This is a genomic window from Pseudomonas sp. SWRI111 (genome assembly GCF_014268555.1).
GTDB classification, from domain to species: domain Bacteria; phylum Pseudomonadota; class Gammaproteobacteria; order Pseudomonadales; family Pseudomonadaceae; genus Aquipseudomonas; species Aquipseudomonas hamedanensis.
The window spans coordinates 15,185-34,532 of the sequence record NZ_JABWQQ010000036.1; the positions used below are offsets into that span (position 1 = coordinate 15,185).

Below are 19,348 nucleotides of genomic sequence, written 5' to 3' on the forward strand. Positions count from 1 at the left end.
GGGGCTGAATCAGCCTTGTTTTTTGGTTACGGATTCGACGATGTGCGACGGAGCCGTATCGTATTTTTTGAATTCCATAGAGTAGCTTGCGCGACCCTGGGACATGGAACGAACGTCGGTCGCATAACCGAACATCTCACCCAGTGGAACCTCGGCACGGATAACCTTGCCGGACACTGTGTCTTCCATACCCTGGATCATGCCGCGACGACGGTTAAGGTCGCCCATCACATCACCCATATAGTCTTCAGGCGTAACAACCTCTACCGCCATGATCGGCTCGAGCAACTCACCACCGCCCTTCTGGGCCAGTTGCTTGGTCGCCATGGAAGCAGCCACTTTAAACGCCATCTCGTTGGAGTCGACGTCGTGGTAAGAACCATCGAACACGGTAGCCTTCAGGCCGATCAGCGGATAGCCGGCAACAACGCCGTTCTTCATCTGCTCTTCGATACCCTTCTGGATAGCCGGGATGTATTCCTTAGGAACCACACCACCTACTACTTCGTTCACGAATTGCAGACCTTCCTGACCTTCGTCAGCAGGAGCAAAACGGATCCAGCAGTGACCAAACTGGCCGCGACCACCGGACTGACGAACGAACTTGCCTTCGATTTCACAGCTCTTCGTGATGCGCTCACGATACGAAACCTGAGGCTTGCCGATGTTGGCTTCGACGTTGAACTCACGGCGCATCCGGTCAACCAGGATGTCCAGGTGCAACTCGCCCATGCCGGAGATGATCGTTTGACCAGTCTCTTCATCAGTTTTAACGCGGAAAGACGGGTCTTCCTGAGCAAGCTTGCCCAGAGCGATACCCATTTTTTCCTGGTCATCCTTGGTCTTAGGCTCTACGGCAACCGAAATAACCGGCTCCGGGAAGTCCATGCGAACCAGGATGATTGGCTTGTCAGCGTTGCAGAGGGTTTCACCAGTGGTGACGTCCTTCATGCCGATCAGGGCCGCGATGTCGCCAGCGCGTACTTCCTTGATCTCTTCACGGGCGTTTGCGTGCATTTGCACCATACGACCCACGCGCTCTTTCTTGCCTTTGACCGAGTTGATCACGCCGTCGCCGGAGTTCAACACGCCCGAGTAAACGCGGACGAAAGTCAGAGTACCCACGAATGGGTCAGTAGCGATCTTGAACGCCAGAGCCGCGAAAGGCTCGCTGTCGTCTGCATGACGCTCCATCTCTTCTTCCTCGTTATCAGGGTTGGTACCCTTGATAGCAGGAATGTCGGTCGGAGCAGGCAGGTAGTCGATAACGGCGTCGAGAACCAGGGGAACGCCCTTGTTCTTGAACGAAGAACCGCAAACGGCCAGAACGATTTCGCCGGCGATGGTACGCTGACGCAAAGCAGCCTTGATCTCTTCGATCGACAGCTCTTCGCCTTCCAGGTACTTGTTCATCAGCTCTTCGTTGGCTTCGGCGGCAGCTTCAACCATGTTGTTGCGCCACTCTTCAGCCAGCTCTTGCAGCTCGGCTGGGATGTCCTTGCGAACAGGGACCATACCTTTGTCAGAGTCGTTCCAGTACACAGCTTGCATGTTGATCAGATCGATCTGACCCTGGAAGTTGTCTTCGGAACCGATAGCCAGCTGAATCGGCACCGGAGTGTGACCCAGACGCTGCTTGATCTGACCGATCACGCGCAGGAAGTTGGCGCCAGCACGGTCCATCTTGTTTACGTAAACAAGACGTGGAACACCGTACTTGTTGGCTTGACGCCATACGGTTTCCGACTGCGGCTCAACACCCGAAGTACCGCAGAACACAACGACAGCGCCGTCGAGTACGCGCAGGGAGCGCTCTACTTCAATGGTGAAGTCTACGTGGCCCGGGGTATCGATTACGTTGAAACGGTGCTCGTGAGAGTACTGCTTCTCGGAACCTTTCCAGAAGGCGGTAATGGCAGCAGAAGTAATGGTAATACCACGCTCCTGCTCCTGAACCATCCAGTCTGTGGTCGCGGCGCCGTCATGCACCTCGCCCATTTTGTGACTTTTGCCGGTGTAAAACAGTACGCGCTCGGTGGTGGTGGTTTTACCAGCATCCACGTGAGCGACGATACCGATGTTACGGTAGCGGCTAATCGGAGTAGTACGAGCCATAAAGCCCTCGCAAAATTAGTGAAGCTAAAATTAGAAGCGGTAGTGCGAGAAAGCTTTGTTAGCTTCGGCCATACGGTGCACGTCTTCACGCTTCTTAACAGCAGCACCTTTACCTTCAGCAGCATCCAGCAGTTCGCCAGCCAAACGCAGAGCCATAGACTTCTCGCCACGCTTGCGTGCGAAGTCTACCAACCAGCGCATTGCCAGAGCGTTACGACGGGAAGGACGAACCTCGACCGGAACCTGGTAAGTAGCACCACCAACGCGGCGCGACTTCACTTCGACCAGCGGAGCGATGGCGTCGAGTGCTTTTTCGAAGAGTTCCAGGGGATCGGTGCCAGCCTTACGGGCCGCAACGGTTTCCAGGGCACCATAAACGATACGTTCGGCAACGGCTTTCTTGCCGCTTTCCATAACGTGGTTCATGAATTTGGCGAGGATCTGGCTTCCGTATTTCGGATCGTCCAGAATCTCACGCTTTGCTGCTACGCGACGTCTTGGCATGATAAGCCCTCAAGCGGTCTTCAGGTTAGCTCGGGACAGATCCAGAGGATGCGTGCCCGACCTTACTCTTATCGACTCAATAAAATAAAAATCTGCAAAACGACCGATTACTTCGGACGCTTGGTACCGTACTTCGAACGACCCTGGTTACGGCCTTTAACGCCGGAAGTATCCAAGGAGCCGCGAACGGTGTGGTAACGAACACCTGGCAAGTCTTTTACACGACCGCCGCGGATCAGTACCACGCTGTGCTCTTGCAGGTTGTGGCCTTCACCGCCGATGTACGAGGAAACCTCGAAACCGTTGGTCAGACGCACACGGCATACTTTACGCAGTGCCGAGTTAGGTTTTTTCGGCGTGGTGGTGTACACACGGGTGCACACGCCACGACGTTGCGGGCAGTTCTGCAGCGCAGGTACGTCGGATTTCTCGACGATACGCTTACGCGGCTGACGTACCAGCTGGTTGATAGTTGCCATCTACTAGCTCCACTGTTGTCTTGCGACGCTATTGTCTTGCAAGAAAAGCAAAATGGCAGGAACGAATTCCCGCCAAATTTAGGGGATCAAGAGTCTAAAGAGGATCTTGGCCCCAGTCAAGGCAAGGCCCCGACCTCCCCGCCCTTCAAACCTCGACTAAATGTCGCGATTCGATGAACGGAGCGATCAGGGCCTTACGCTCATTTATCGCAGAACTCAGTTACCGCTCGAGTTCAGCGCTTCGGTCAGTGCAGCTTCCACTTCACTGGCGCTTACGCGCAACGGCTTGTCAGCATCACGGCGACGCTTGCGCTCGCTGTGATAGGCAAGACCGGTACCGGCCGGGATCAGACGACCCACGACTACGTTTTCTTTCAGGCCGCGCAGGTAATCGCGCTTGCCGGTGACTGCCGCTTCGGTCAGTACGCGGGTGGTTTCCTGGAAGGAAGCCGCCGAGATGAACGATTCGGTGGACAACGACGCCTTGGTGATACCCAACAGAACGCGAGTGTACTTGGAGACAAACTTGTCTTCCGCGCCCAGACGCTCGTTTTCTACCAGTACGTGAGTCAGTTCCATCTGGTCGCCCTTGATGAAACTGGAGTCGCCGGATTCAGCGATCTCAACTTTACGCAGCATCTGACGCAGGATGGTCTCGATGTGCTTGTCGTTGATTTTCACGCCTTGCAGACGGTAAACGTCCTGGATCTCGTTGACGATGTACTTGGCCAGCGCGCTCACACCCAGCAGACGCAGGATGTCGTGCGGATCGCTTGGACCGTCGGAGATAACTTCGCCGCGGTTTACCTGTTCGCCTTCGAAGACGTTCAGGTGACGCCACTTCGGAATCAGCTCTTCGTACGGATCGCTACCGTCGTTCGGGGTAATGACCAGACGGCGCTTGCCTTTGGTCTCTTTACCGAACGCGATGGTGCCGCTGACTTCAGCCAGAATCGACGCTTCTTTCGGACGACGAGCTTCGAACAGGTCGGCAACACGCGGCAGACCACCGGTGATGTCACGAGTCTTCGAAGTTTCCTGCGGAATACGAGCGATAACGTCACCGATCGCAATCTTCGCACCGTCCGCTACACCGACCAGGGCGTTGGCTGGCAGGAAGTACTGAGCGATAACGTCAGTGCCTGGCAGCAACAGATCCTTGCCGTTGTCGTCGACCATCTTCACCGCAGGACGAATTTCCTTGCCCGCTGCTGGACGATCTTTCGCGTCGAGAACTTCAATGTTGGTCATACCGGTCAATTCGTCAGTCTGACGCTTGATCGTGATGCCTTCTTCCATGCCCACGTAGGTCACGGTACCTTTCATTTCGGTAACGATCGGGTGAGTGTGCGGATCCCACTTGGCCACGATTGCGCCAGCGTCGACCTTGTCACCTTCTTTAACCGAAATCACAGCACCGTACGGCAGCTTGTAACGCTCGCGCTCACGACCGAAGTCGTCAGCGATCGCCAGCTCACCGGAACGGGACACAGCAACCAGGTGGCCATCCACTCGCTCGACGTGCTTCAGGTTGTGCAGACGGACGGTACCGCCATTCTTCACCTGAACGCTGTCGGCTGCGGAAGTACGGCTTGCCGCACCACCGATGTGGAACGTACGCATGGTCAGCTGGGTACCCGGCTCACCGATGGACTGGGCGGCGATAACGCCGACCGCTTCACCGATGTTTACCTGGTGACCACGAGCCAGATCACGACCGTAGCACTTGGCGCAAATGCCGTAGCGGGTTTCGCAACTGATCGGCGAACGCACGATCACTTCGTCGATGCTGTTCAGCTCGATGAATTCGACCCACTTCTCGTCAACCAGAGTGCCGGCAGGAACGATAACGTCCTCGGTACCCGGCTTGAACACGTCACGGGCAATAACACGACCCAATACGCGCTCACCCAACGGTTCTACAACGTCACCGCCTTCAATGTGCGGAGTCATCAGCAGACCGTGTTCGGTGCCGCAATCGATCTCGGTTACCACCAGATCCTGCGCCACGTCTACCAGACGACGAGTCAGGTAACCGGAGTTAGCGGTTTTCAACGCGGTATCCGCCAGACCCTTACGAGCACCGTGAGTCGAGATGAAGTACTGAAGTACGCTCAGACCTTCACGGAAGTTCGCAGTAATCGGCGTTTCAATGATGGAGCCGTCCGGCTTGGCCATCAGACCACGCATACCGGCCAGCTGACGAATCTGTGCAGCGGAACCCCGCGCACCCGAGTCGGCCATCATGTACATCGAGTTGAAAGACTCTTGGTCGACTTCGTCGCCATGACGGTCGATGACTTTCTCTTTCGAGAGGTTGGCCATCATCGCCTTGGAAACTTCATCGTTCGCTTTCGACCAAAGGTCGATCACTTTGTTGTACTTCTCGCCCTGGGTTACCAGGCCGGAGGCGTACTGGCTCTCGATCTCTTTCACTTCGTCGGTGGCTGCACCGATGATGCGGGCTTTCTCATCCGGGATAACGAAGTCGTTAACACCGATGGAAACACCCGAGATAGTCGAGTAAGCGAAACCGGTGTACATCAACTGGTCAGCGAAGATCACGGTCTCTTTCAGACCAACCACGCGGTAGCACTGGTTGATCAGCTTGGAGATCGCCTTCTTCTTCATCGGCAGGTTGACGACGTCGTACGACAGACCTTTTGGCACAACCTGGAACAGCAGCGCACGGCCGACAGTGGTGTCGACGATACGGGTACCGCTCACGCTGTTGCCGTCACGGTCGTTGACGGTTTCGTTGATACGAACCTTGACCTTGGCATGCAGTGCGGCTTCGCCGGCACGGAATACACGGTCGACTTCCTGCAGATCCGCAAACACACGACCTTCGCCTTTGGCGTTGATCGCTTCACGGGTCATGTAGTACAGACCCAATACAACGTCCTGCGACGGAACGATGATTGGCTCACCGTTGGCTGGCGACAGAATGTTGTTGGTCGACATCATCAACGCACGCGCTTCGAGCTGGGCTTCCAGCGTCAGCGGTACGTGCACGGCCATTTGGTCGCCGTCGAAGTCGGCGTTGTACGCGGCGCAGACCAGCGGGTGCAGCTGGATAGCCTTACCTTCGATCAGTACCGGTTCAAACGCCTGGATACCCAGACGGTGAAGGGTCGGTGCACGGTTGAGCAGGACCGGGTGTTCGCGAATCACTTCGGCGAGAACGTCCCAAACCTCTGGCAGCTCGCGCTCGACCATTTTCTTGGCTGCTTTGATGGTGGTCGCCAGACCGCGCATTTCCAGCTTGCCGAAAATGAACGGCTTGAACAGCTCCAGAGCCATCTTCTTCGGCAGACCGCACTGGTGCAGACGCAGGGTCGGACCAACGGTGATTACCGAACGACCGGAGTAGTCAACGCGCTTACCGAGCAAGTTCTGACGGAAACGACCCTGCTTACCCTTGATCATGTCAGCCAGGGATTTCAGAGGACGCTTGTTGGAACCGGTGATAGCGCGGCCACGACGACCGTTGTCGAGCAGTGCATCGACCGCTTCCTGCAACATACGCTTTTCGTTGCGCACGATGATGTCCGGAGCGGACAGATCGAGCAGACGCTTCAAGCGGTTGTTACGGTTGATCACTCGACGATACAGATCGTTGAGGTCGGAAGTCGCGAAACGACCACCATCCAGCGGGACCAGTGGACGCAGATCTGGCGGCAGAACCGGCAGAACGGTCAGCACCATCCACTCTGGCAGGTTGCCGGAACCCTGGAAGGCTTCCATCAACTTCAGACGCTTGGACAGCTTCTTGATCTTGGTTTCCGAGTTGGTTTGCGGAATCTCGTCGCGCAGACGGCCAATCTCGTGTTCCAGGTCGATAGCGTGCAGCAGTTCACGGACAGCTTCGGCACCCATGCGGGCATCGAAATCATCACCGAACTCTTCCAGCGCTTCGAAGTACTGCTCGTCGTTCAGCAGCTGACCTTTTTCAAGGGTGGTCATGCCTGGATCGATAACGACATAGCTCTCGAAGTAGAGAACGCGCTCGATATCACGCAGGGTCATGTCCATCAGCAGGCCGATACGCGACGGCAGCGATTTCAGGAACCAGATGTGGGCAACCGGCGAAGCCAGTTCGATGTGCGCCATGCGCTCACGACGAACCTTGGCCAGTGCAACTTCAACGCCGCACTTCTCGCAGATCACACCACGGTGCTTCAAGCGCTTGTACTTACCGCACAGGCACTCGTAATCCTTTACCGGGCCAAAGATCTTGGCGCAGAACAGGCCGTCACGCTCAGGTTTGAACGTACGGTAGTTGATGGTTTCCGGCTTTTTAACTTCACCGAACGACCACGAGCGGATCATCTCCGGCGAGGCCAATCCGATACGGATGGCGTCGAACTCTTCGACTTGACCCTGGTTTTTCAGCAAATTCAGTAGGTCTTTCAAGGCCTTTCCTCCTGGCGGAGCAGAGAGCGGGCAATCCTGCCCCGCTCTCGATTCGCGTCACGTGTTATTCGGTTTCCAGATCGATATCGATGCCGAGGGAACGAATTTCCTTGATCAACACGTTGAAAGACTCGGGCATGCCCGGCTCCATACGGTGATCGCCATCCACGATGTTCTTGTACATCTTGGTACGGCCGTTCACATCGTCCGACTTCACTGTGAGCATTTCTTGCAGAGTGTAAGCAGCACCGTATGCTTCCAGTGCCCAGACCTCCATCTCCCCGAAACGCTGACCACCGAACTGCGCCTTACCACCCAGCGGCTGCTGGGTAACCAGGCTGTAAGAACCGGTAGAACGCGCGTGCATCTTGTCGTCTACCAAGTGGTTCAGCTTCAGCATGTACATGTAGCCAACGGTAACCGGACGCTCGAACTTGTTGCCGGTACGGCCGTCAGTCAGCTGCATCTGGCCGCTTTCCGGCAGGTCTGCCAGTTTCAGCATGGCCTTGATTTCGCTTTCCTTGGCGCCGTCGAACACTGGGGTGGCCATAGGAACGCCGCCACGCAGGTTGTTCGCCAGATCGAGGATTTCCTGATCGGAGAAGCTGTCCAGATCTTCGTTACGCCCGCCGATCTGGTTGTAGATTTCGTCCAGGAAAGTACGCAGTTCAGCGACTTTACGCTGCTCTTCGACCATCCGGTTGATCTTCTCGCCCAGACCCTTGGCCGCGAGGCCCAAGTGGGTTTCAAGGATCTGACCAACGTTCATACGCGAAGGTACGCCCAGCGGGTTGAGGACTACGTCGACCGGGGTGCCATTGGCATCGTGCGGCATGTCTTCAACCGGCATGATCACGGAGACCACACCCTTGTTACCGTGACGACCGGCCATCTTGTCGCCCGGCTGGATGCGACGACGGATTGCCAGGTAAACCTTGACGATCTTCAGCACGCCTGGAGCCAGGTCATCGCCCTGCTGCAGTTTGCGCTTCTTGTCTTCGAACTTGTCGTCCAGCAGACGGCGACGATCAACGATGTAGGCCTGAGCCTTCTCGAGCTGCTCGTTCAGAGCATCTTCAGCCATGCGCAGTTTGAACCACTGGCCATGCTCAAGACCGTCGAGCACTTCGTCGGTGATGTCCTGACCTTTCTTAAGACCGGCGCCGCCTTCAGCCTTGTGGCCTACCAGAGCGGAACGCAGACGTTCGAAAGTCGCGCCTTCAACGATGCGGAACTCTTCGTTCAGATCCTTGCGGATCTCGTCCAGCTGGGACTTCTCGATCGACAGTGCGCGAGCATCACGCTCAACGCCGTCACGGGTGAAGACCTGTACGTCGATGACAGTACCTTTGGTGCCGGTTGGCACACGCAGGGAGGTGTCTTTAACGTCGCTGGCTTTCTCACCGAAGATTGCACGCAGCAGTTTTTCTTCCGGGGTCAGTTGGGTCTCGCCTTTCGGAGTGACCTTGCCGACCAGGATGTCGCCTGCGCCTACTTCAGCACCTACGTAAACGATACCGGCTTCGTCCAGCTTGTTCAGTGCAGCTTCACCCACGTTCGGGATGTCCGCAGTGATTTCCTCTGGGCCAAGCTTGGTGTCACGCGCCACACAGGTCAGTTCCTGAATGTGGATCGTGGTGAAACGGTCTTCCTGAACCACACGCTCGGACAGGCAGATGGAGTCTTCGAAGTTGAAGCCGTTCCATGCCATGAACGCGATGCGCATGTTCTGACCCAGTGCCAGTTCACCCATGTCGGTGGACGGGCCGTCGGCCATGATGTCGCTACGCTGAACGCGATCACCTTTGCGCACCAGCGGACGCTGGTTGATGCAGGTGTTCTGGTTCGAGCGGGTGTATTTGGTCAGGTTGTAGATGTCGACACCGGCTTCACCGGTTTCAACTTCGTCATCGGCAACACGAACCACGATACGGCTGGCATCGACAGAATCGATCACGCCACCACGACGAGCCACGACGCAAACGCCGGAGTCACGGGCTACGTTACGCTCCATGCCGGTACCTACCAGCGGCTTGTCAGCGCGCAGGGTTGGTACAGCTTGACGCTGCATGTTCGAACCCATCAACGCACGGTTGGCGTCGTCGTGCTCGAGGAACGGAATCAGCGACGCAGCAACCGACACAACCTGCTTCGGCGATACGTCCATCAAGGTGACGTCTTCCGGCGCCTTGACGGTGAATTCGTTCAGGTGACGTACGGCGACCAGCTCGTCGATCAGGACTTTCTGCTCGTTCATGGTCGCCGAAGCCTGCGCGATCACGTGATCGGCTTCTTCAATAGCGGACAGGAACACGATCTCGTCGGTGACCACACCCTCTTTCACCACGCGGTACGGGCTTTCCAGGAAGCCGTACTGGTTGGTGCGAGCGTACGCAGCCAGGGAGTTGATCAGACCGATGTTCGGACCTTCCGGCGTTTCAATCGGGCAAACACGACCGTAGTGAGTCGGGTGTACGTCACGGACTTCGAAGCCTGCACGCTCACGAGTCAGACCGCCAGGGCCGAGTGCAGAGACACGACGCTTGTGGGTGATCTCGGACAGCGGGTTGTTCTGGTCCATGAACTGCGAGAGCTGGCTGGAACCGAAGAACTCTTTCACCGCCGCAGCCACTGGCTTGGCGTTGATCAGATCTTGCGGCATCAGGCCTTCGCTTTCGGCCATCGACAGACGCTCTTTGACCGCACGCTCAACACGTACCAGGCCAACGCGGAACTGGTTCTCGGCCATTTCGCCTACGCAGCGAACACGACGGTTACCCAGGTGGTCGATGTCATCGACGATGCCTTTACCGTTACGGATGTCGACCAGGGTCTTCAGTACCGCGACGATGTCTTCCTTGCACAGCACGCCCGAACCTTCGATCTCGGTACGACCGATACGACGGTTGAACTTCATCCGGCCGACCGCAGACAGGTCATAGCGCTCAGGGCTGAAGAACAGGTTGTTGAACAGGGTTTCGGCAGCGTCTTTGGTTGGCGGCTCGCCTGGACGCATCATGCGATAGATCTCGACCAGCGCTTCCAATTGGTTGCTGGTGGAGTCGATCTTCAGCGTGTCGGAGACGAACGGACCGCAGTCGATGTCGTTGGTGTACAGGGTCTCGATGCGAACGACCTGGGCCTTGGCGATTTTGGCCAGGACTTCAGTGTTCAGCTCGGTGTTGCATTCGGCCAGGATTTCGCCGGTGGCCGGGTGCACGATAGCCTTGGCGGTGGTGCGGCCGAGGACGTAGTCCAGCGGCACATCCAGCGTCTTGATACCGGCTTTTTCGATCTGGTTGATGTGGCGCGCGGTAATACGGCGGCCCTGCTCAACGATGACCTTGCCTTTTTCATCCTGGATGTCCAGAACGGCAATTTCACCACGCAGACGCGATGCAATCAGTTCCAGGCTGAGGGTTTCGCCGCTCAGGTGGAATACGTTGGTGGTGTAGAACGCGTCCAGCACTTCTTCGGTGGTGTAACCGAGTGCACGCAGCAGTACCGAGGCCGGCAGCTTGCGACGGCGGTCGATACGCACGAAGACGCAGTCTTTCGGGTCGAATTCGAAGTCCAGCCACGAACCGCGGTAAGGAATGATGCGAGCCGAGTACAGCAGTTTGCCGGAGCTGTGCGTCTTGCCGCGGTCGTGGTCGAAGAACACGCCCGGGGAACGGTGCAGCTGGGAAACGATAACACGCTCGGTACCGTTGATTACGAAGGTACCGTTTTCAGTCATCAGGGGAATTTCACCCATGTAGACTTCTTGCTCTTTGATGTCCTTGATCGCTTTGTTCGACGATTCTTTGTCGAAAATGATCAGGCGCACTTTTACCCGCAAAGGTACGGCGAAAGTTACACCGCGCAATACGCATTCTTTGACATCAAATGCCGGTTCGCCCAGGCGATAACCGACGTACTCCAGCGCAGCATTGCCGGAGTAGCTGATGATCGGGAAAACGGATTTGAAGGCCGCATGCAGGCCCACGTCGCGGAACTGATCTTTAGTCGCTCCCGCTTGCAAGAATTCACGATACGAATCCAGCTGGATGGCCAGGAGGTAAGGCACATCCATGACGTCCGGCAACTTGCTAAAGTCCTTGCGGATACGTTTTTTCTCAGTATATGAGTAAGCCATCAGCGTTCCCCAGCTTGGTCACCTGCTTGTTTGGCCCCTCCCGACGGGAGCAGCCAGAAAATCGTGCAAACCCCATGGTTTGCGCCACCGCATCGGGTGGTTACAGCGCCTTTATCAGCACCGACCCAGTCGGCTGCCAATAACGGAAAAAGGCCGGTGGCAAGAGCCACCAGCCATCAGCCTGTCGCTTGACGCTCGGGCTGGAGGAGCAAAGTCGATGCTTACTTCAGCTCGACTTTAGCGCCTGCTTCTTCCAGCTTCTTCTTGGCGTCTTCAGCCGCTTCTTTCGAAACGCCTTCAGCTACAACCTGAGGAGCGCCGTCTACTTTCTCTTTGGCTTCTTTCAGGCCCAGACCGGTCAGTTCACGAACTGCCTTGATCACGTTAACCTTCTTCTCGCCAGCTTCCAGCAGAACAACGTTGAACTCGGTTTGCTCTTCAACAACAGCGGCAGCAGCAGCTGGACCAGCCGAAGCGGCAGCAGCGGTAACACCGAAGGTTTCTTCCATCGCTTTGATCAGCTCAACGATTTCCACTACGGATTTCTGGCCGATTGCTTCGATGATTTGTTCGTTAGTCAGAGACATGACTCAATTCCTGAATTGGGGGACGGCCTACGCGACCATCGAAATAAACAAAAAACGCGAGAAGTGACGAGCCTTAGGCTGCGGCAGCTTCTTTCTGGTCGCGAATTGCCGCCAGAGTACGAGCCAATTTGCTGGTAGCGCCTTGAATCACGCTCATCAGCTGAGAAATTGCTTCGTCACGGGTCGGCAGAGTTGCCAGTACGTCGATCTGATTAGCTGCGAGGAACTTGCCCTCGAACGCAGCTGCCTTGATCTCGAACTTGTCCTGACCCTTGGCAAACTCTTTGAAGATACGGGCAGCAGCGCCCGGATGTTCGTTCGAGAATGCAATCAGGGTCGGGCCGGTGAACACGTCGTTGAGGACACTGTATTGAGTGTCAGCAACAGCGCGCTTGAGCAGGGTGTTACGTACAACACGTACGTAAACGCCAGCTTCACGAGCCTCTTTACGGAGTCCGGTCATTGCGCCTACTGTTACGCCACGTGCATCAACCACGACAGCGGACAGAGCGACTTTGGCAGCCTCGTTGACTTCAGCGACGATGGCCTTCTTGTCTTCGAGATTAATTGCCACGGGTTTAACTCCTGCTTGTTACCGTTTCATTCGATCGGAACCGAATGTCGTTTTGGTGTCTGATTCGGTAAGGAACCGGGAGCACCATCTGCGTAGGCTTGAGGTTTAAGGCTTGCGCCGCCTACGGTCTTGGATAGCCCCCGCCAGGCAGGGACCCCAATCTTTCAATTGGCGCGGCAATCCGCGCCAACTTTAGTCTTACGCGTCGAGCGAGCTTTGGTCGATGACCAGACCTGGACCCATAGTGGTGCTCAGGGTAACGCGCTTGACGTAAATACCTTTCGAGGAAGCTGGCTTGATACGCTTCAGATCAGCGATCAGGGCTTCAACGTTTTCCTTCAGCTTGACGGCGTCGAAACCGATCTTGCCAACGGAAGTGTGGATGATGCCGTTTTTGTCAGTGCGATAACGAACCTGACCAGCCTTGGCGTTTTTAACCGCGGTGGCTACGTCCGGAGTTACGGTACCGACTTTCGGGTTAGGCATCAGGCCACGTGGACCGAGGATCTGACCCAACTGACCTACAACGCGCATGGCATCCGGGGATGCGATCACTACGTCATAGTTCAGGTCGCCGCCTTTCATTTCGGCAGCCAGGTCGTCCATACCTACACGGTCAGCGCCGGCAGCCAGAGCGGCCTCGGCAGCTGGACCCTGGGTGAACACAGCAACGCGAACGGACTTGCCAGTGCCGTGTGGCAGCACGGTAGCGCTACGAACGACCTGGTCGGATTTACGCGGGTCTACACCCAGGTTTACAGCAACGTCGAACGACTCGCTGAACTTGACAGTCGACAGCTCGGCCAGCAGTGCAGCGGCGTCTACAATGTTGTAGGCCTTGCCTGCTTCGATTTTGCCGGCGATAGCCTTTTGACGCTTGGTCAGCTTAGCCATTACACACCCTCCACGTTAAGGCCCATGCTACGAGCAGAACCGGCGATAGTACGCACGGCTGCATCCATATCAGCTGCAGTCAGATCCGCGTTTTTGGTTTTCGCGATTTCTTCCAGCTGAGCACGGGTAACGGTGCCAACCTTAACGGTGTTCGGACGAGCGGAACCGCTGGTCAGACCGGCCGCCTTCTTCAGCAGAACCGAAGCAGGGGTGGATTTGGTTTCGAAAGTGAAGCTACGGTCGCTGTAGACAGTGATGATCACTGGAGTCGGCAGACCTGCTTCAAGACCCTGAGTACGGGCGTTGAAAGCCTTGCAGAATTCCATGATGTTCACGCCGTGCTGACCCAGAGCAGGACCAACAGGTGGGCTTGGGTTAGCCTGAGCGGCCTTCACTTGCAGCTTGATGTAAGCGGTAATCTTCTTGGCCATGAGGCACTCCAATTACGGGTTCTAGCGCCTCGAAAGGCTCCCCGGTTACTTGCGCGTTTATCCCAGTGACGACAAAACCCCACAGCCTAAGGCTGCGGGGTTGGGATTGCTTGTCCAGTTAGACCTTCTCGACCTGACTGAACTCGAGCTCCACCGGAGTAGAGCGACCGAAAATGAGCACAGCCACTTGGATCCGGCTCTTTTCGTAGTTAACTTCTTCTACAACGCCATTGAAATCGGCGAACGGACCATCATTGACACGTACCGTCTCGCCCGGCTCGAACAACGTCTTCGGCTTAGGCTTGTCGCTACCGTCAGCAACGCGACGCAGAATTGCTTCTGCTTCTTTATCCGTGATCGGTGCAGGCTTGTCAGCGGTACCGCCGATGAAACCCATCACGCGAGGGGTATCCTTGACCAAGTGCCAGGTACCCTCGTTCATATCCATCTGGACCAGCACATAGCCAGGGAAGAACTTACGCTCGCTTTTGCGCTTCTGGCCATTGCGCATTTCCACCACTTCTTCAGTGGGAACCAGAATCTCGCCGAAGCCATCTTCCATGCCAGCCAGCTTTACGCGCTCGACAAGCGAGCGCATCACATGCTTCTCGTAACCCGAGTAAGCATGCACAACATACCAACGCTTAGCCACGGGACACCCTTAGCCGACAATCAAGGAAACAAGCCAGCCGAGCAGGGAATCAAGACCCCACAACAGCAACGCCATAACCAGAACAACAGCCACGACAATCAGCGTGGTCTGCGTGGTTTCTTGGCGAGTTGGCCACACGACTTTACGAATCTCGGTGCGAGCTTCCTTAACCAGTACAAAGAAAGACTTGCCCTTCGCAGTCTGCAGGCCTACAAAGGCAGCTACAGCAGCAATGGCAAGCAAAGCAAGTACACGGTACAGGATCGGCGAAGCAACGTAATACCGATTGCCAACAACGCCAATAACCACCAAAGCGACTACTACAAGCCACTTGAGCAGATCGAAGCGAGAGCCTTGAGCTTCAGCTTTAGGAGTCATCTATGAAGATCCTGTGAAAAGAAAGCCAGACACACCAAGTGAATCTGGCAGGTCAGGAGGGAATCGAACCCCCAACCTACGGTTTTGGAGACCGTCGCTCTGCCAATTGAGCTACTGACCTAAAACAAAATCAGGCCGACCATTATGCCGGCCCGAAAAATACATTACAACCGCTTATTCGATGATTTTGGCTACGACACCAGCGCCGACGGTACGACCGCCTTCACGGATAGCGAAACGCAGACCATCTTCCATTGCGATGGTTTTGATCAGGGTAACAACCATTTTGATGTTGTCGCCCGGCATTACCATCTCAACGCCTTCCGGCAGCTCGCAGTTACCAGTCACGTCAGTAGTACGGAAGTAGAACTGTGGACGGTAGCCTTTGAAGAACGGAGTGTGACGACCGCCTTCTTCTTTGCTCAGTACGTACACTTCAGCTTCGAACTTGGTGTGCGGCTTGACCGAACCCGGCTTGACCAGAACCTGGCCACGCTCAACGTCGTCACGCTTGGTACCACGCAGCAGAACGCCGCAGTTCTCGCCAGCACGACCTTCGTCGAGCAGTTTACGGAACATTTCAACACCGGTGCAGGTGGTGACGGTGGTGTCACGCAGACCAACGATTTCCAGTGGATCCTGAACCTTGACGATACCGCGCTCGATACGACCGGTTACAACAGTACCGCGACCGGAAATCGAGAATACGTCTTCGATTGGCATCAGGAACGGCTTGTCGATAACACGGACTGGATCCGGGATGTAGCTGTCCAGAGTCTCAACCAGCTTACGAACGGACGTGGTGCCCATTTCGTTATCGTCTTTGCCTTCCAGAGCCATACGAGCAGAACCGATGATGATCGGAGTGTCGTCACCTGGGAAGTCGTAAGTGCTCAGCAGATCGCGCACTTCCATCTCAACCAGCTCCAGCAGCTCAGCGTCGTCTACCAGGTCAGCCTTGTTCAGGTAAACCACGATGTACGGAACGCCTACCTGACGGGACAGCAGGATGTGCTCACGGGTTTGTGGCATCGGACCATCAGCGGCCGAGCAAACCAGGATCGCGCCGTCCATCTGGGCAGCACCGGTGATCATGTTCTTCACATAGTCAGCGTGACCTGGGCAGTCAACGTGAGCGTAGTGACGGATCAGCGAGTTGTATTCAACGTGCGCGGTGTTGATGGTGATACCACGAGCTTTTTCTTCTGGCGCGCTGTCGATCTTGTCGAAGTCAACGATTGCCGAACCGAATACTTCGGAGCAAACGCGAGTCAGAGCAGCAGTCAGAGTGGTTTTACCGTGGTCAACGTGACCAATGGTCCCTACGTTGACGTGGGGCAGGGAACGATCAAATTTTTCCTTAGCCATCGATATCACCCTCAAACAGAAGAATTAGACAAACAATATCAACCATTAAAACAAAGGCAGATATTTTCATATCTGCCTTGTTATATGGAGCTCTTGAGCGGATTTGAACCGCTGACCTCACCCTTACCAAGGGTGTGCTCTACCAACTGAGCTACAAGAGCAAAACCCTTTGCACAACCTGCAAACTTGGAGCGGGTAGCGGGAATCGAACCCGCATCATCAGCTTGGAAGGCTGAGGTTCTACCACTAAACTATACCCGCGGAGCCTGCAGCTCACGCTTAAATCTGGTGGAGGGAGAAGGATTCGAACCTTCGAAGTCGTAGACGTCAGATTTACAGTCTGATCCCTTTGGCCGCTCGGGAACCCCTCCTAATCAGGCCGGCATTCTATATCATGCCAAGCCTCTGTCAAGCATTTTCTCATTTAAAAACCTGAGCTTAGCTGCGTTGACACGCTTCACTTTGAAATCCGGTTAAGGTGTTCGCTGTGGAGCGGGCGCCATTCTATGCAAACTATTCAGCAGGTGCAACCCCTTCGCACAGCATTATTTTATGTTTTAACTCATTGAATTCCTTGGAAAGGTTTTGCAGCTGCTGATCACCCAACAAGCGCTGCCCGTCCGGTGTAACTGTCAGCCAGAAACCGCTTCCGGCAGCATCCTTTGGGGCGGACTGCGCATTAACCTTCATCGCTGAGAGCCGCTGCTTCAACTTTGTAATCGAATCCTCATCAGAAAAGCCACCAAGGAACAGGCACTGCTGACGCGCTGCGCCCTCCCCGATGCGCCCATTGCCGGCAGCCTCACTCAACAGACGAATGTCCTGCTGTGAACCGCGATACAGACTCAAAGGCGTTACATCTTTGGCTCGCAGAGGTGCTTCTTGCTGATGCCAGACATAGTAAAAAACGTTGAGAACAACAAGCAGCAGAAACAACCAACGCATATAGAAACCTCAGGACAATGGACACGCCATAGCCAAGCCGACAAAGACCAGGTCAGGTATAACCCTGGCCTCAGGCGAGACCCCCGCAACCAACTCGGCATCCCCGCCCGTAATGAAGACAGTAAAACCCTTCCCCCAATAAGCGCGCGCCAACTCCATCTGGGTCAGGACAAAGCCCCTCAACATCAAAGAGCAACCACGCTCTACCGCTTCAACGGTAGTCCGCCCCGGGACATGACTGGAAAGCGCCCGCTCTGCCGCCTCATCTCCGTAGCGAATTTTGCGGGTGTGTGTGCGCAGCTGATTCCGCATCAACGGCATACCAGGACAAATAAACCCTCCGAGATGCGCACCGTCAGCTGCAACGAAATCAGCAGTGACCGCAGTGCCGAAATCCAGAACAAGACAGGGACGACCGGCAGCCAGATGAAAGCCACCAAGCATCGCGAGCCAGCGATCAAGCCCAAGCCGCTCATAGTCTTCATAACCATTGCGCACGCCAGACATCTCACGGGCAGGCTTCGCCGATACGATAGGAATACTGAACTCTCGCTCAATAAGCTCGATCAATGCGCCGGTTTCTTCGCTCGTCCTGACACTGACTAAACGACATTTGCGCAGCGACAGCGACGCAATCATTCGCAGGCTTTCAATCAGTGCCTGATTGGAGTCTACAACCCCTTCCGAAACTACAGCTCCGACCAACGCATCCAGCACGCGCCACTTTATAAAGCTGTTGCCGCAGTCAAGCTCAAGAATCATCACGCAACCTCAGGCTGAGCTCTCCGCCACTAAATACCTTCTCAACACCGTCCACTCTCAGGCACAGCCCACCCTGATTATCAACTCCGAGCACAACGCCATCTATATGGCTGTTACCCGCAATCAAGGAAACCGAGCGCCCTTGCCAGAGATGATTTTCCGCCCATTCGGCCTGGAGACTAGCGAAACCATTGGCTTGGTGCTTGTGAATATAAGTGCCGAGCTGATTACTCAGCTCGGCCACCAGAGCATTGCGGTCACAGGCCTTACCTGACTCAAGCCTTATAGAAGTCCATTGCTGATCGACCCCTTCCGCAACTTGCATATTCACGTTGATCCCTATTCCCAGCACAACATGACAGACATCCGCCGGGTCCCCAACAAGCTCAAGCAGAATGCCAGCGATCTTCTTGCTGCCAACCAAAACATCGTTGGGCCACTTCAGCCCGGCATTCGACACGCCCGAATTTCGCAAGGCCTGCATAACAGCAAGGCCTACGACAAGACTCAGCCCTTCGAGCTGACGCATACCGCCGTCGATACGCAGAGCCAGGCTGTAGTAGAGGTTCTCGGCAAACGGGCTTACCCATTTCCGTCCTCGACGGCCACGCCCGGCGGTCTGCCGTTCAGCCAGCACCAAAAAGGGCGCGGAAGCACCCTGTGCAATGGAGCGCAAAGCTTCGGCATTTGTCGAATCGACAGAATCGAAGACAGTCACAGGCCATTGAGGCGACTTTCTGGCTATTTCCACAGGATCAAGCAACATCAATGGCGCAGACAACTGATATCCCCGCCCGCGAACTTTGTGGATTGACAGACCAAGCTCAGCCTCAAGATGCTGCAGTTGCTTCCATACAGCACTTCGACTTATTCCCAGGGCAGCCCCCAGATCCTGTCCGGAATGGAATCGACCATCCTTCAAGAGGTTCAACAACGTCAACATGCAGGTTTCGCCTCACAATGAGGCCCGAATGATAGCCATGCCCCGTGCCGTTGCATAGAAATCAAGCAGACACATTTCTCGCGAACAAAACAAAACCCCAACTGCTTTCGCAATTGGGGTTTCGGAATTTAATCTTGACGATGACCTACTCTCACATGGGGA

15 protein-coding genes and 4 tRNA genes are annotated in these 19,348 nt (G+C 55.6%); all 19 read right to left on the reverse strand.

The annotated features are described in order from the left end of the window. Window positions 1–9 precede the first annotated feature (9 nt). Entirely contained in the window at window positions 10–2,115 is a 2,106-nt protein-coding gene (fusA, locus tag HU755_RS25850) for an elongation factor G (RefSeq protein ID WP_186546712.1), read from the reverse strand. Window positions 2,116–2,145: 30 nt separating this feature from the next. Further along, window positions 2,146–2,619: a 30S ribosomal protein S7 gene (gene rpsG, locus HU755_RS25855; RefSeq protein ID WP_016772941.1), complete on the reverse strand. Its 474-nt coding sequence runs from the start codon at window positions 2,617–2,619 to the stop codon at window positions 2,146–2,148. A gap of 107 nt (window positions 2,620–2,726) precedes the next feature. Next, on the reverse strand, window positions 2,727–3,098 hold the full coding sequence (rpsL, locus tag HU755_RS25860; RefSeq protein ID WP_003186084.1) for a 30S ribosomal protein S12: 372 nt from the start codon (window positions 3,096–3,098) through the stop codon (window positions 2,727–2,729). A 216-nt stretch (window positions 3,099–3,314) separates the two neighbouring features. Further along, the gene (gene rpoC, locus HU755_RS25865) at window positions 3,315–7,514 is read right to left on the reverse strand and encodes a DNA-directed RNA polymerase subunit beta' (RefSeq protein ID WP_186637920.1); all 4,200 of its coding nucleotides are present in this window, start codon (window positions 7,512–7,514) and stop codon (window positions 3,315–3,317) included. Between the two features lie 64 nt (window positions 7,515–7,578). Then, window positions 7,579–11,652 (reverse strand): DNA-directed RNA polymerase subunit beta, encoded by a 4,074-nt coding sequence (rpoB, locus tag HU755_RS25870; RefSeq protein ID WP_186546710.1) that lies wholly within the window; start codon window positions 11,650–11,652, stop codon window positions 7,579–7,581. Window positions 11,653–11,873: 221 nt separating this feature from the next. Further along, entirely contained in the window at window positions 11,874–12,239 is a 366-nt protein-coding gene (rplL, locus tag HU755_RS25875; protein ID WP_003228750.1) for a 50S ribosomal protein L7/L12, read from the reverse strand. Window positions 12,240–12,312: 73 nt separating this feature from the next. After that, window positions 12,313–12,813 (reverse strand): 50S ribosomal protein L10, encoded by a 501-nt coding sequence (gene rplJ / locus HU755_RS25880; RefSeq protein ID WP_008081912.1) that lies wholly within the window; start codon window positions 12,811–12,813, stop codon window positions 12,313–12,315. 198 nt (window positions 12,814–13,011) lie between these two features. Then, window positions 13,012–13,707 (reverse strand): 50S ribosomal protein L1, encoded by a 696-nt coding sequence (gene rplA / locus HU755_RS25885; protein WP_186637923.1) that lies wholly within the window; start codon window positions 13,705–13,707, stop codon window positions 13,012–13,014. Further along, window positions 13,707–14,138: a 50S ribosomal protein L11 gene (gene rplK, locus HU755_RS25890; protein WP_003228756.1), complete on the reverse strand. Its 432-nt coding sequence runs from the start codon at window positions 14,136–14,138 to the stop codon at window positions 13,707–13,709. The genes rplA and rplK overlap by 1 nt, the downstream gene beginning before the upstream one ends. Window positions 14,139–14,256: 118 nt before the next feature. Beyond that, window positions 14,257–14,790, reverse strand: a complete 534-nt coding sequence (nusG, locus tag HU755_RS25895; protein ID WP_007916492.1) for a transcription termination/antitermination protein NusG — start codon at window positions 14,788–14,790, stop codon at window positions 14,257–14,259. Between the two features lie 9 nt (window positions 14,791–14,799). Further along, window positions 14,800–15,168, reverse strand: a complete 369-nt coding sequence (secE, locus tag HU755_RS25900; RefSeq protein ID WP_186637926.1) for a preprotein translocase subunit SecE — start codon at window positions 15,166–15,168, stop codon at window positions 14,800–14,802. A gap of 45 nt (window positions 15,169–15,213) precedes the next feature. Further along, window positions 15,214–15,289 (reverse strand) — tRNA-Trp (locus tag HU755_RS25905). A 53-nt stretch (window positions 15,290–15,342) separates the two neighbouring features. Next, window positions 15,343–16,536 carry an elongation factor Tu gene (gene tuf / locus HU755_RS25910; RefSeq protein ID WP_003176426.1) on the reverse strand — a complete coding sequence of 398 codons (1,194 nt, stop codon included), beginning with the start codon at window positions 16,534–16,536 and terminating at the stop codon, window positions 15,343–15,345. 85 nt (window positions 16,537–16,621) lie between these two features. Then, a tRNA-Thr gene (locus tag HU755_RS25915) sits at window positions 16,622–16,697 on the reverse strand. Window positions 16,698–16,723: 26 nt separating this feature from the next. Next, window positions 16,724–16,797: transfer RNA gene (locus HU755_RS25920), tRNA-Gly, on the reverse strand. A gap of 25 nt (window positions 16,798–16,822) precedes the next feature. After that, window positions 16,823–16,907, reverse strand: a tRNA-Tyr gene (locus tag HU755_RS25925). Between the two features lie 142 nt (window positions 16,908–17,049). After that, window positions 17,050–17,481: a hypothetical protein gene (locus HU755_RS25930; RefSeq protein WP_186637929.1), complete on the reverse strand. Its 432-nt coding sequence runs from the start codon at window positions 17,479–17,481 to the stop codon at window positions 17,050–17,052. A gap of 9 nt (window positions 17,482–17,490) precedes the next feature. After that, complete coding sequence (locus HU755_RS25935) at window positions 17,491–18,243, reverse strand: pantothenate kinase (protein ID WP_186637932.1); 753 nt, start codon at window positions 18,241–18,243, stop codon at window positions 17,491–17,493. After that, complete coding sequence (gene birA, locus HU755_RS25940) at window positions 18,233–19,186, reverse strand: bifunctional biotin--[acetyl-CoA-carboxylase] ligase/biotin operon repressor BirA (RefSeq protein WP_186637935.1); 954 nt, start codon at window positions 19,184–19,186, stop codon at window positions 18,233–18,235. Before birA ends, HU755_RS25935 begins: the two co-directional genes overlap by 11 nt. Between the last annotated feature and the right edge of the window lie 162 nt (window positions 19,187–19,348).

Coding starts and splice junctions, on each gene's coding strand:
- fusA (WP_186546712.1), bottom strand. CDS start 2,115: ATGGCTCGTACTACTCCGATTAGCCGCTACCGTAACATCGGTATCGTC.
- HU755_RS25935 (WP_186637932.1), bottom strand. CDS start 18,243: ATGATTCTTGAGCTTGACTGCGGCAACAGCTTTATAAAGTGGCGCGTG.
- secE (WP_186637926.1), bottom strand. CDS start 15,168: ATGACTCCTAAAGCTGAAGCTCAAGGCTCTCGCTTCGATCTGCTCAAG.
- rpsL (WP_003186084.1), bottom strand. CDS start 3,098: ATGGCAACTATCAACCAGCTGGTACGTCAGCCGCGTAAGCGTATCGTC.
- rplA (WP_186637923.1), bottom strand. CDS start 13,707: ATGGCTAAGCTGACCAAGCGTCAAAAGGCTATCGCCGGCAAAATCGAA.
- tuf (WP_003176426.1), bottom strand. CDS start 16,536: ATGGCTAAGGAAAAATTTGATCGTTCCCTGCCCCACGTCAACGTAGGG.
- rpoB (WP_186546710.1), bottom strand. CDS start 11,652: ATGGCTTACTCATATACTGAGAAAAAACGTATCCGCAAGGACTTTAGC.
- rplK (WP_003228756.1), bottom strand. CDS start 14,138: ATGGCCAAGAAGATTACCGCTTACATCAAGCTGCAAGTGAAGGCCGCT.
- HU755_RS25930 (WP_186637929.1), bottom strand. CDS start 17,481: ATGCGTTGGTTGTTTCTGCTGCTTGTTGTTCTCAACGTTTTTTACTAT.
- rpsG (WP_016772941.1), bottom strand. CDS start 2,619: ATGCCAAGACGTCGCGTAGCAGCAAAGCGTGAGATTCTGGACGATCCG.
- rplL (WP_003228750.1), bottom strand. CDS start 12,239: ATGTCTCTGACTAACGAACAAATCATCGAAGCAATCGGCCAGAAATCC.
- birA (WP_186637935.1), bottom strand. CDS start 19,186: ATGTTGACGTTGTTGAACCTCTTGAAGGATGGTCGATTCCATTCCGGA.